Source organism: Nitrospira sp. SG-bin1, assembly GCA_002083365.1.
GTDB lineage: Bacteria > Nitrospirota > Nitrospiria > Nitrospirales > Nitrospiraceae > Nitrospira_D.
In genome coordinates, this window is the sequence record LVWS01000018.1 from 90,543 (window position 1) to 101,987 (window position 11,445).

General features: G+C 54.3%; 14 protein-coding genes and 1 tRNA gene. 7 read left to right on the forward strand and 8 right to left on the reverse strand.

What is annotated here, in order from left to right:
* The 3 genes from A4E19_01370 to A4E19_01380 are packed head-to-tail and all read right to left on the reverse strand — an operon-like array spanning position 1 to position 2,211.
* Positions 1-519, reverse strand: a complete 519-nt coding sequence (locus A4E19_01370; GenBank protein OQW35440.1) for a hypothetical protein — start codon at positions 517-519, stop codon at positions 1-3.
* A gap of 7 nt (positions 520-526) precedes the next feature.
* Complete coding sequence (locus A4E19_01375) at positions 527-820, reverse strand: 30S ribosomal protein S16 (GenBank protein ID OQW35441.1); 294 nt, start codon at positions 818-820, stop codon at positions 527-529.
* Positions 821-864: 44 nt separating this feature from the next.
* Entirely contained in the window at positions 865-2,211 is a 1,347-nt protein-coding gene (locus tag A4E19_01380) for a signal recognition particle protein (GenBank protein OQW35442.1), read from the reverse strand.
* 201 nt (positions 2,212-2,412) lie between these two features.
* Here A4E19_01380 and A4E19_01385 point away from each other — a divergent pair, with 201 nt between their 5' ends.
* The 6 genes from A4E19_01385 (at position 2,413) to A4E19_01410 (ending at position 5,419) form a co-directional block, all read left to right on the forward strand.
* Positions 2,413-2,673 carry a hypothetical protein gene (locus tag A4E19_01385; GenBank protein OQW35443.1) on the forward strand — a complete coding sequence of 87 codons (261 nt, stop codon included), beginning with the start codon at positions 2,413-2,415 and terminating at the stop codon, positions 2,671-2,673.
* 128 nt (positions 2,674-2,801) lie between these two features.
* Positions 2,802-3,326 carry a hypothetical protein gene (locus A4E19_01390; GenBank protein OQW35444.1) on the forward strand — a complete coding sequence of 175 codons (525 nt, stop codon included), beginning with the start codon at positions 2,802-2,804 and terminating at the stop codon, positions 3,324-3,326.
* Between the two features lie 43 nt (positions 3,327-3,369).
* Positions 3,370-3,446 (forward strand) — tRNA-Pro (locus A4E19_01395).
* Between the two features lie 145 nt (positions 3,447-3,591).
* The gene (locus tag A4E19_01400; GenBank protein OQW35445.1) at positions 3,592-4,452 is read left to right on the forward strand and encodes a transposase; all 861 of its coding nucleotides are present in this window, start codon (positions 3,592-3,594) and stop codon (positions 4,450-4,452) included.
* Positions 4,453-4,773: 321 nt separating this feature from the next.
* Positions 4,774-5,034, forward strand: coding sequence for a hypothetical protein (locus A4E19_01405; GenBank protein OQW35446.1), 261 nt, complete (start codon positions 4,774-4,776; stop codon positions 5,032-5,034).
* A gap of 124 nt (positions 5,035-5,158) precedes the next feature.
* Positions 5,159-5,419, forward strand: coding sequence for a hypothetical protein (locus A4E19_01410; protein ID OQW35447.1), 261 nt, complete (start codon positions 5,159-5,161; stop codon positions 5,417-5,419).
* On the opposite strand, the gene A4E19_01415 is transcribed toward A4E19_01410, so the two are convergent.
* The 4 genes from A4E19_01415 to A4E19_01430 all read right to left on the reverse strand — a co-directional run bounded on the left by A4E19_01415 (position 5,416) and on the right by A4E19_01430 (position 9,163).
* Complete coding sequence (locus tag A4E19_01415; GenBank protein ID OQW35448.1) at positions 5,416-7,413, reverse strand: excinuclease ABC subunit B; 1,998 nt, start codon at positions 7,411-7,413, stop codon at positions 5,416-5,418. The two genes, A4E19_01410 and A4E19_01415, sit on opposite strands and share 4 nt — an antisense overlap.
* Positions 7,414-7,546: 133 nt before the next feature.
* A complete protein-coding gene (locus tag A4E19_01420) occupies positions 7,547-7,846 on the reverse strand; it encodes an RNA-binding protein (protein ID OQW35449.1) in 300 nt (99 codons plus the stop codon).
* 260 nt (positions 7,847-8,106) lie between these two features.
* On the reverse strand, positions 8,107-8,844 hold the full coding sequence (locus A4E19_01425) for a hypothetical protein (GenBank protein OQW35450.1): 738 nt from the start codon (positions 8,842-8,844) through the stop codon (positions 8,107-8,109).
* A 64-nt stretch (positions 8,845-8,908) separates the two neighbouring features.
* Entirely contained in the window at positions 8,909-9,163 is a 255-nt protein-coding gene (locus A4E19_01430; protein ID OQW35451.1) for a hypothetical protein, read from the reverse strand.
* 118 nt (positions 9,164-9,281) lie between these two features.
* Here A4E19_01430 and A4E19_01435 point away from each other — a divergent pair, with 118 nt between their 5' ends.
* Entirely contained in the window at positions 9,282-10,868 is a 1,587-nt protein-coding gene (locus tag A4E19_01435; protein ID OQW35452.1) for a hypothetical protein, read from the forward strand.
* Between the two features lie 66 nt (positions 10,869-10,934).
* On the opposite strand, the gene A4E19_01440 is transcribed toward A4E19_01435, so the two are convergent.
* On the reverse strand, positions 10,935-11,387 hold the full coding sequence (locus A4E19_01440; protein ID OQW35453.1) for a hypothetical protein: 453 nt from the start codon (positions 11,385-11,387) through the stop codon (positions 10,935-10,937).
* Positions 11,388-11,445: the final 58 nt, after the last annotated feature.

An 11,445-nucleotide genomic window follows, 5' to 3' on the forward strand; every position in this document is an offset into this window, starting at 1 on the left:
CTAGCCATCCAATCCGTCGATCAACCGGACGACCATCGACCCAGCCGCCAGATCGACGGCCACCACCAGTTCTTTCGCGGCAGGAATCAAAATCTCTTTGGTTCCTTGTCGAACAACAAACAATTGATTTCCCGGCAAATCCCAAATCTCCTCCAGCGTACCTACAGGCTGCCCCTCTTCGGTGCGGACGGCAAGACCGACCAAATCGCATTCATAGAACTGTCCCTCCGGAAGCACCGGCACGGACCCGCGAATCGTCTGAATGAATCCGCCTCGCCAGCGACCCGCGTCCTCCGGAGTCGTTACATCCGTGAATCCGAGGATAAATCTCTCCCCGGCTCGTTTCACATGCGTGACACTGGTCTCCAACGTCTGTCCATTCCTTGCAAGGAGGCTCACGAACCTCAACCCCTCGAATCGACCCGGAACATCGGACAACGGTCGAACCTTGACTTCTCCTTTGACACCAAAGGGCCGCTCAATCAATCCCACCGTCACGGTTTCCGACTGTTCCCCCATCACGAGATCAAGACTTTGCCGATGCCTTTTTCTGCGCGGCTTTTTCAGCTTCAAACTGCTTCCAGACTCCTGCCCGGCGCAGCAACGTCCGCACGGTCACCGTAGGCTGAGCGCCGTGGCGAAGCCAGTTCAGAACACGTTCCTGCTTCAACTCTGGTACGCCGGCTTCTTTCAATGGGTCAAAAATTCCGAGAATCTCGAGGAACCGTCCGTCACGTGCTTTTCGTGAATCGGCGGCCACCACCCGATACATCGGTCGTTTGTGTCTTCCTGTCCGAGCTAATCTCAAATGTACAGCCACAACGGTCCTCCTTTATGCTGAATGCGCACTCTCTGTCATGATCGCTACCGAGATCGCATGAGTTGGGCCAGCTGACGACGCCCTCCCGCACCGGTCATTGCCTTGGCCAACTTCTTGGCGGACAAAAACTGCTTGATGAGACGATTCACATCCTGCACCGTCGTCCCGCTGCCGCGAGCGATCCGTTTCTTCCGGCTTCCGTTGATGATCGTATGATCGCGGCGTTCCCGCGGGGTCATCGAGTCGATCACGGCGATGACACGGCCGATCTCTCGTTCCGGCTTGTCACCCTCGATGGCATGCTTCAGTTTTTGCCCGCCTGGAAGCATGCCAAGAATTTGCTCCAACGAGCCCATGCGGTTCATCTGGCCGAGCTGAGTCCGAAAATCTTCCAAGGTGAAGGTATTGCTCGTGAGCCGTTTCTGAGCCTCCTCCGCCTGCTCCCGCGAGATACTGGCTTGGGCTTTCTCAATGAGCGACAGGACGTCGCCCATCCCAAGAATACGGGAGGCCATCCGATCCGGATGAAACGGTTCCAATGCATCCAGCTTTTCCCCGACACCCAGAAACTTAACGGGCTTGCCGGTCGCGGCTCGAATCGACAAGACCGCCCCTCCGCGCGCGTCTCCTTCGACCTTGGTCAGAATAATACCCGTCAACCCGACCTTCTGATCAAACTGGCCTGCCATGGTCACTGCATCCTGCCCGGTCATGGCATCGGCCACCAACAGGACTTCGTGAGGAGACACGGCTGTCTTCACGGCGACGAGTTCGTCCATGAGCTCGTCGTCGATATGCAACCGGCCACCGGTATCCAGGATGATAAGATCGAACCCCTGCTCGCGTCCCCGGTCGACCCCCGCACGACACATGCGCACGACCTCCGCTTGGGAAGCCTGAATGTGATCTTCCCGGTGCACGTCCACTCCGAGATCCCGCCCAAGAGCACACAGCTGTTCACCGGCCGCAGGACGACGCGGGTCGGCCGCAACCAAGAGGACCCGCTTACCTTGATTCTTAAACAGGCGGGCCAGCTTGCCACTGGCCGTGGTTTTTCCCGCTCCTTGCAAACCGACCATCATCAGGATGGTCGGGGGGGAAGAGCTCAAGGCTAGTCCTGACCGCTCGTGCCCCATCATCGCCCGGAGTTCATCCCAGACGACTTTGACCACCTGATGTCCGGGAGTCAGGCTTTGCAGCACTTCCTGCCCAACGGCTTTTTGACGGACGCGATCGACGAATTCCTTGACGATCTTGAAATTGACGTCGGCTTCAAGCAGCGCCAACCGCACATCTTTCAACGCATCCGTGATGTTCTGCTCCGTGAGCACACCCTGCCCTCGGAGTTTCTTAAGAATTTTCTCAAACTTATCGCTCAACGCATCAAGCATGATGCCCGTATCACCATAAACAAAGAGGCCATCGAAGCCTTGCTACCAGACCTCCGATCGCCTCGAAAATCCAGAAAAAAAAGCATCGGAGAGTGTATCGGAGCATGTAGGGCAAGTCAAGGTCATCATAAGTCAGGGTAGTGGGTCAGTCTGATTTTCCTTGATATTGCCTCTGCTTAAGCGGTCATGTAAGATGATCGCATGGCTAAAAAGAAACCATCTACAGACGTGAACGTGATCGCTCACGACATCCTACAAGCCATCACTGGCCAACCTGCCGGAACCACCTCAGTGAAGAAAGAGAAACCCGCCGAAGTCCCCACAAAGAACCCTGCCGCTGTCGCTCTTGGCCGTCTCGGAGGGCTGAAGGGCGGGAAGGCGAGAGCGGAGAAGCTAACGGCCAAGAAGAGGGCCGTAATTGCAAAGAAGGCTGCCAGGGCTCGCTGGTCTAAGAATAAGTAATTTGCACAATAAAATCAATAATTTATACAATTCATCTATCTTGATATGGCGACAATGCTATGCCGCCCTGTGGAAGAGTTGCATAAAGTCGTAGCCTGGTGTAGTCTTGGCGGAGCGAGGGAACTGCGATGGATGAATTTGAACGAGCAATAACTGAACGGCAAGAGACAATACGCCGCTTAGAAAAAGAGATTGCGCAGGCTAAGATTGTTCTCGCGAATGCACAGACTGATCTTAGTGTGCTTCTTTCAGCTAGGCAAATTGTGCACAGGGAAAAACTTATGAATGAGCATGTCGCATCGGCTTCGCAGCTATCATTTGCCGGAAACCTTGATAAAGAAATCATACCCAAAGAAGGATCAACGTCTTTTAGTGCTGGCGATGCGCATATAGCCCCTTCTCTGAACGAGGTTAGACCAATTCGAGATTTAACCCTCGTTGATGAGGTGAGGGCTATTTTATCCGAATCCCCATTGCCGCTAGGTCCTTCGGAAATCCGTAAAGAGCTAGCAAAGACGGGACGTATAGTCCCTCAGAACGTGATGACTGGAATTCTTTCGCGACTTAATAAAGAAAATAGGGTCAAACGTCTTGAAAGAGGAAAATATATTCTTGTGACACAGGAGGAGCGTATGGAAAAACAAACCGCCTAGCGGCTGTCACCACTAGGCGGTTCAGACTCCGAAACAACTTATTGCCCCCGTAGCTCAGCTGGATAGAGCGCCACTTTGGAAGGTGGGAGGTCGCGGGTTCAATTCCCGCCGGGGGCTCCAACCAATTGGCACGGGTTCCTTTACTTTACCCGTGCCAATTGGCTTTGTCAAGACGCCTATTTATAGGGGCACAGGATAGGTTTGTTTATAACTTGACTTTGCTTGACCGCTCAAGCATAATACCTCTGTCGCAACGGAGGGAGCCATGAACCAACTAACGCAAGCCAAACGAGTCCAGATCATCGCCGCACTAGTCGAAGGGAATAGCATTCGCGCAACCTGCCGGATGACGGACGTAGCGAAAGGCACTGTGCTCAAGCTTCTCGTTGATCTTGGTAAGGCTTGCGCTCGGTATCAAGATGAACACCTGCGGAACCTGCCTTGTAAGCGCATTCAATGCGATGAGATCTGGTCGTTCTGTTATGCGAAGGAAAAGAATGTCCCTGAAGAGTACAAGGGCAAGCTTGGCTTTGGTGATGTCTGGACCTGGACGGCCCTGTGTGCTGATACCAAGCTCATTCCTTCATTCCTAGTCGGAGAGAGGACAGCACACTATGCGAGGAAGTTTATTGATGATTTGGCTAGCCGCCTGCAACATCGGATTCAACTGACCACGGATAGCCATAGGGCCTATATCACGGCAGTAGAGAATGCCTTTGGAATCGACATCGATTACGCCATGCTGGACAAGCTCTATCAGACTCCTCCCACCCCTGACGTGCATCGGTACAGCCCTGCTAAGTGTTGCGGGATTCGGAAACGGAAGATCAAGGGCAACCCTGATATGTCGAAGGTCTCTACATCCTATGTGGAACGACAAAACCTTACCATGCGGATGCAGATGAGGCGCTTTACCCGTCTCACCAATGCCTTTAGCAAGAAGCTAGAGAACCAGGCTCATGCCGTGGCTCTGCACTTCATGCACTACAATTTCTGCCGGATTCATCAAAGCTTGCGAGTGACACCCGCCATGCAGGCAGGCGTTGCAGACCATGTGTGGAGTTTGGAAGAAATTATAGATTTACTCGACAAGAATAGGGAGAAGACCTACCTTGAAAATGCATAAACGAGTGTTTCATAATGCTTCAGAAACGCATAGGGATGAAATCTCCCAGGTTCGCAATGACCAAAACACTCTCCATATCAGAAGCTCGCGGGCGGCTAGGGCACTTTGTAGGCAAGGTGGGCAAGACTTTGACAAGTTACTTCATTACAAAGAAGGGATCAACGGGAGCGATCCTTATTAGTCATGAAGAATATGAAAGCTGGAAGGCTACTATAGAGATTCTTTCAAATGACGAAGACCTTGCTCGCATTGAACGGGGAATTGCTGAACTTAATGCAGGTGATAGCGTTTCATTTGAAGAAGTTTTTGGCGAGCCTCTGAATGGTCCAGTGCAGCATCAAAGCCGTCGAATTCTCCCGCAGCGCAGCTGATTTCGTTGCATCCCTCCCTCGTGCATTAAAGAAAACCATCGGGCAAGCCATACGTGAATTAGCCCTGAATCCTTTCCTTGGTATCCAATTAAAGGGAAGGCTGTATGGACTCCGCAAGAGGCGCGTTGGCGATTATCGGATTCTCTACCATTTCACCGAGACGACCTTAAAAGTCGTAGATGTTGGGGATCGGAAGGATATTTATCGATGATTCAAACTGACCCACTACCTAAGTCAGTAGTTTTATTGACATGCGGAAAACCTTCGGATATGGTGCCCGTGGAGCCACCGCCTATTATTGGTAGGGAAACTCATAACGAAAGAAAAGTGGCGGCGTGAGAAAATCGCCCTGGGTGTTGCTCATCTTCGTGCTGATTGGAGGTCTCCTCGGCGGGATACTCGGTGAAATTCTCCACGTCATGGCGCCTCAAGGCACCATTCAAAGTATCTTCGCGACGAACTTTAATCCGGGCATCAACCCACCGCTCACCATCGACCTTGTCTTGCTCAAACTTGTCTTCGGATTCAATATCAAGGTGAACATTCTGAGCATCCTCGGGATGTTCATCGGGATCTACCTTTACAAGCACGTCTAGGATTTCACGTTCAACGCCTGCAACCGGAGCGATCGAATTTGGTTGCGAAGCTCCGCAGCCCGTTCAAAGGCCAACTCTTTGGCGGCCGCTTTCATTTCCGATTCCAGCCGTTGGATGAGCTGATCCGTTGATTGGGAGTCCTCATATGATTCGACCGATTCGGCCGCGAGCTCCAACCGGACATAGTCCATCTCCGCCACCGCATACTCGAGGGATGGGATACCTTTTCTTATACCGACCGGCGTAATGCCGTGGGCTCGGTTGTACTCGGCTTGAATCCCACGGCGGCGGTTTGTTTCCTCGATCGCCTGTTTCATCGAGTCCGTCACCACATCTCCATAAAAAATCACTCGACCTTCGAGATGACGAGCGGCTCGCCCCGCGGTTTGAATCAATGCGCGGTACGAACGGAGATATCCTTCTTTATCGGCATCGAGAATGGCCACCAGACTGACTTCGGGGAGGTCGAGCCCTTCCCGCAGGAGATTGATACCGACCAACACGTCAAACCTCCCACACCGAAGATCGCGGATGATTTCAGCTCGTTCAAGTGTCTTGATGTCGGAATGCAAATAGCGCACTTTGATGCCCAAGTCGTGATAGTACTCGGTCAAATCTTCCGCCATCCGCTTCGTCAGGGTTGTGACGAGGACTCTGCCGCCCTTGGTTACCTCTGCGCGGACTTGTCCGAGGAGATGGTCCACCTGCCCCTTGGCCGGCACGACATCGATGCGCGGATCCATCAGGCCGGTGGGACGAACGATCTGCTCGACCACATCATGGCCCGCATGCTCCAGCTCATAGGTACCCGGTGTGGCGGACACATACACCACCTGATTGAGGCAACTCTCGAACTCGGAAAACTTCAATGGACGGTTGTCGACCGCTGACGGCAGTCGAAATCCATATTCCACCAACGTCCGTTTTCTGGAATAATCACCCTCGTACATTCCGCCGACTTGAGGAACCGTCACGTGAGACTCATCGACGATCAAAAGAAAATCCTTCGGAAAATAGTCCAATAATGTGGGAGGCGGCTCTCCCGGTCTCCGCCCGCTGAGATGGCGCGAGTAATTTTCGATCCCATGGCAATAGCCCATGGCTCGAATCATCTCCAGATCGAACTTGGTTCGTTGCTCAAGCCGCTGAGCCTCCAGGAGACGACCCATCTTCTTCAAATAGATCGCGCGCTCCTCAAGTTCCTCCTCGATGCCGGTAATAGCACGCTCATAGCGATCCGGAGCGATCAGGTAATGGGTGTTCGGATAGATCGCGATCTTGGGAAGCTTGCCCAATGATTTTCCAGTGAGTGGATCGATCTCATGGATGGCATCGACCACGTCGCCGAACAGCTCGATACGCACCGACTTGGCGTCAGATGAAGCAGGGAAAATTTCGATCACATCCCCGCGTGCCCGAAACGTGCCCCGATGAAAATCCACATCATTGCGCTCGTATTGGATCTCCACGAGTTTCGACAGTATCTTTTCCCGTCTCGTTTCGGCGCCTTCCTCCAGATAAATCAGCATGTCATGGTAGACCTCCGGTGATCCGAGGCCATAGATGCAGGACACCGAAGACACGATCAGCACATCGTTTCGTTGCAACAGCTCGGTCGTGGCGGAATGGCGCATCTGATCGATGGCGTCATTGATCGAGGCATCCTTCGCGATATACGTATCACTCTGCGGGATATACGCTTCCGGCTGATAATAGTCGTAATAACTCACGAAATACTCGACGGCGTTATGGGGGAAAAACTGCTTGAACTCCTGATAGAGTTGGCCGGCCAACGTCTTGTTGTGGACCAGCACGAGCGTCGGTTTCTGGACCCGCTCGATGAGATTCGCCATCGTGAAGGTCTTTCCGGATCCTGTCACGCCGAGCAAGACTTGATGTCGCTTTCCGGTCTGCACGCCAACCGTCAGTTTTTCGATGGCCTCCGGCTGATCTCCACAAGGCTTGAACGGAGCTTCTAATTTAAAAGAAGGCACGGTATTCCTCGGCTAGGCATGTCGACGGACAGTAATATCGGGCCTTTGGACGTCGCACGCGAAAAGTAAACGAAAAGTAAAAAGGGCTGCCGGATACTCCGGCAGCCCTTCTCGCAGCGGAACAGAAGCGACGTTACCCGCGACCACCTCCAAAACCTCCACGTCCTCCTCCGCCGGATCGGGGCTCCTGAGGACGTGCTTCATTCACCGTTAACGTACGCCCACCGAGTTGCGTGCCGTTCAAGGCGCTAATCGCCGCTTGCGCTTCCGCATCGGACGACATTTCGACAAACCCAAACCCCCGAGACTGCCCGGTGAACTTATCTGTAATGATCCGCGCCGAGGCGACAGCCCCATGCGCCGCAAACAGATCGCTCAGCTGTTGCTCGGTTGTTGAATACGGTAACCCACCGACATAAATCTTCGCACCCATCGGACTCCTCCTTTGACACAATGATGTTGTCTTGGACTCGAGAAAGCAACGAGGAAGGAATGGGCCGAAGACGTCAACACAGCGGCGGCTTAGCTCTGGCTTCCGATCAGATTCCCGGACTGGCCCAACACAACATCCAATCAGGCCTTGTCACTTTCATCGCCGGCCTTGCCAGGCCTTTCGCAAACCGGCATTTCAATGGTACTCCAGATCAGTGGGAAAAGGCAAGTTTGAGGCCAAACCGGCGCACCGGCACACACCTAATAGGCAGGTGGCGCGGAAAGTGGCCGATGGGAAAATAGAGGAACGGCATGGAAGCTGTCGAACAGCACAGTCGACGTTCCAAGAATGACGAGTCCGATTTGTCCCAATCCCAAGGCTTGGTCTTCAACGGATAGGACGAGCACTCCGTCGACGAACACTTCGATAAAATCCTTGCTGATGATGGTATTTCGTTGCAGCCTAAGCGAATGCCAATCGACCGGCTTCAGGTTGATCGATGCCTGTGCGAGAGACAATTCTTGCCCATCCAACAAGCGAACGAGCTGCGCTGTTTGACCGATTGGATCGACGATCACTGCATAGAAATTGCGCGCATCATGCACACCAAAGACTACGCCTCCGCGCCCGGCTGTTCCTTCCTGCGCATGAAAGCGCACGCTGAGATCCGGATACTCATACTCCAACCCATCAGCCAGCAGTACCTGGTAGCAGGGTCTCGCACAATTCGATACACCGGCGATGACGTTCGGGGGAGACGGAGCGGTCGCATGCACCTGTACGACCCACTCCGCAAGCGGCGCGTCGGTGGAAATACCCTTGATGAAACCGCTCGGCAGAGCCTTGGGTTGGTCTTGATCAAACGTCCACTTCTTGAAAAGCCCGCCCACCGCCTGCTTCTTCAGATTGGCGGCCTTTTCCTCTCGCGTTTCATTCTGCACTGCGAATGTTGGAACTGCGCTCAGCACGAGGCCAGCCGTGATAAACACGGAGAGCATTGTGCACGTTCCCCTCATGGCGACGTACCGTTGGACTGGCTCCCACGCATCGACGGCCTCCGCACTATTTCGATCCTCCGGTCTTCTTGAGTTGAAGAATCTCACGCTGTAATCGGTCCCGCTCGGCAAGGATCTTTTTCCGCCGTTGTCCACGATCGAAGATCCACCACCGCAGCTTCTCGGCGAACGTCACGGTCGGCGTCGGAGCACTGCCGCCCGGAGCCTCCTGAAATGAATAGCCCTGATGGCTGTCGCGTTGTTCAAAAAATCGCCGATACAAGTGATCGTACAATCCTTTTCCCGATTCGCCGCCTGCCATACGCACCCCAACGTTACTGCAAAACCGTAATCGTGCTCCCGCAGAGTTACATGCTCTCGTTTGGCCGAATAGTACCTGGGCTTACCGCGACTCTGCAACCGGCTTTACCCGCTGTGCTATGATCCACAGTGCTGAAGAGTTTCCGTCCTCACTGGATATTACCGCCTTGAAACCTTTCTCGACTTTGATGAATGCCGAGCGCGGTTGGATGCTGGCCCGGGCCATCATAGTGCTGTTGCTGCAATCAAGTATTGGCAGCGCTCAAGCGCCTGGACCGTCCTTTGAGGCCGCCGCCGAGTCACTCTCCGTGGATCGGATGCTCGCGGATATCCGAACCCTCAGCGGACCGTCGTTCAACGGACGGCAAAGCGGCACGAAAGACGATGGACAATCAGCGCAATGGGTCGCACAGGAGTTTCTCTCAGCAGGTTTGCGTCTACCGCACATTCATAACGGTTCGCTGGCAGTTCCGTTCCTGACAGGGAAGGAGGGTGCTTCATCGGGAGCGATGGCGACAGTCGTACCCACCATGACGCTGTCGCCGGATCCAGTATTGAAGATCGGTGGGACAACGGACTTGACCGCCCAACGAATCGAGACCGATTACTTCCCCATTTTCGATTCCCCGTCCGCCGACATCCAAGCCCGGATCGTGTTTGTCGGCTACGGCATCATCGATCCTTCCCAGGACGTCGACGACTATGCCGGTGTCGACGTGAACAACTGCGTCGTGTTGTTTCTGCGAGGCAAACCGGAACATTATCCACGACCTGTCAGCCACGCCGACAAGGTTCGGTTTGCCCGAGAACGGGGAGCGATCGCCTATCTGACCGCAACGGGCCCCATCCTCAACCGCTATGAAATTCTCCGCGGGGTCACCGGTCGTCCCAGTGCCTTCTACGGGCAACTGTCTTCGGACCACGCCATCCCCGGTGCCTGGATCAGCACAGCCTTGGCTGAGCGAATTCTGATAGACGAACATGCACCAGCCGATCGTCTTCGCGTGCTTCAAGAACGCCTGAACCGGACACCCACATCACAAGCTGTACCGACCTACCATGTTGCCTCGCTTCAGTGGAAGACGACGGTCGAGGAGGGAATCTTGATCAATGTGATCGGCATGATTCCAGGGACCGGAACCGAAACGGTGATCGTCGGAGCCCATCGGGACCACTTCGGCCGTCCTGGGGGAATTTTATTCCCGGGGGCCGATGACAATGCCTCAGGGACGGCCGTTATCGTGGAAGTTGCACGCGCGCTTACAACAGTTGCGGCGCGCCCCTCCCGAACCATCCTCTTTGTTTCGTTCAGCGGCGAAGAGCTCGACCTGCTCGGCTCACGGCTCTATACGTCCCGACCCATCATTCCCCTCAACTCAACCAAGGCCATGATCAACATCGACCATGCCGGAGTAGGAAATGGGCGGCTGATGATCGGCGTGACTGGACTGGAAAAAGAAACTCTCTTGGCGGCCGGGAAGGCCGCCGGCATTCAGGACAAACTGGATCTCTATGGGTACTTCCCTGGGGGTGATCACGTCCCGTTCAAGGAAGCCGATGTGCCGACGGTCACCGTGGTCAGCGGCGGTGTGCATCCTCACTTTCATCAACCGACCGATACCGCCGACACCGTCGATCCAGACATCTTGAAAACGGTCGCGCGGTATGTGCTGGCTGTGACGTGGCAACTTGCGTATGAGCCGTGAAGCAACGCGAGTGAACAGGCACGATTCGAGCGGTTATCCGTCATGCGGCAACGAGGAGGAGAGCGTCTAGGGGATCTCATCGATGATGCCCGACTCGATCGGAGGCAATGGAGCTGTTTCGCGTGGCGGGCCTGGAAGAACGGTCGGACTTCCTATCTGATTCGCACCTTGGATAAGACCGATGGACAGTTGTGGCCCGAAGGTCATCACCGCTCCACTCCATGCCTGACCCGTGGTTGGATTGCGAAAGTTATAAGACTGAAAGTTAGGGGCTGGGGTGTAGAGAAACCCTTGGGTTCCCTGATTATCGATGTACAGACTGCCGCCGCCGAACTTAAACAGCGGAGAGACTCCTCCACCAAACGACCGGACGCTTGATGCACCCGCAGTACTCTGCCCCAGGGCAGTCCCATCGGCATAGAGAGCTACAATCACCAACACGCCCAACAAGCCACCTAATACTTCCACGCGTCGCATGCCGTTACTTCCTTGCTGGATGGGACGAGCATAAATGTTCATGACAGAGGGCACAGGACTCATTATAGTATGCTCCTGTTCTGATCGTCGATCAAGGAGG

Excerpts from the sequence above, each read along its gene's own strand:
- A4E19_01370 (OQW35440.1), bottom strand. The coding sequence starts at position 519 with ATGGGGGAACAGTCGGAAACCGTGACGGTGGGATTGATTGAGCGGCCC.
- A4E19_01380 (OQW35442.1), bottom strand. The coding sequence starts at position 2,211 with ATGCTTGATGCGTTGAGCGATAAGTTTGAGAAAATTCTTAAGAAACTC.
- A4E19_01385 (OQW35443.1), top strand. The coding sequence starts at position 2,413 with ATGGCTAAAAAGAAACCATCTACAGACGTGAACGTGATCGCTCACGAC.
- A4E19_01390 (OQW35444.1), top strand. The coding sequence starts at position 2,802 with ATGGATGAATTTGAACGAGCAATAACTGAACGGCAAGAGACAATACGC.
- A4E19_01400 (OQW35445.1), top strand. The coding sequence starts at position 3,592 with ATGAACCAACTAACGCAAGCCAAACGAGTCCAGATCATCGCCGCACTA.
- A4E19_01405 (OQW35446.1), top strand. The coding sequence starts at position 4,774 with ATGGTCCAGTGCAGCATCAAAGCCGTCGAATTCTCCCGCAGCGCAGCT.
- A4E19_01420 (OQW35449.1), bottom strand. The coding sequence starts at position 7,846 with ATGGGTGCGAAGATTTATGTCGGTGGGTTACCGTATTCAACAACCGAG.
- A4E19_01425 (OQW35450.1), bottom strand. The coding sequence starts at position 8,844 with ATGCTCTCCGTGTTTATCACGGCTGGCCTCGTGCTGAGCGCAGTTCCA.
- A4E19_01430 (OQW35451.1), bottom strand. The coding sequence starts at position 9,163 with ATGGCAGGCGGCGAATCGGGAAAAGGATTGTACGATCACTTGTATCGG.
- A4E19_01435 (OQW35452.1), top strand. The coding sequence starts at position 9,282 with ATGATCCACAGTGCTGAAGAGTTTCCGTCCTCACTGGATATTACCGCC.
- A4E19_01440 (OQW35453.1), bottom strand. The coding sequence starts at position 11,387 with ATGAACATTTATGCTCGTCCCATCCAGCAAGGAAGTAACGGCATGCGA.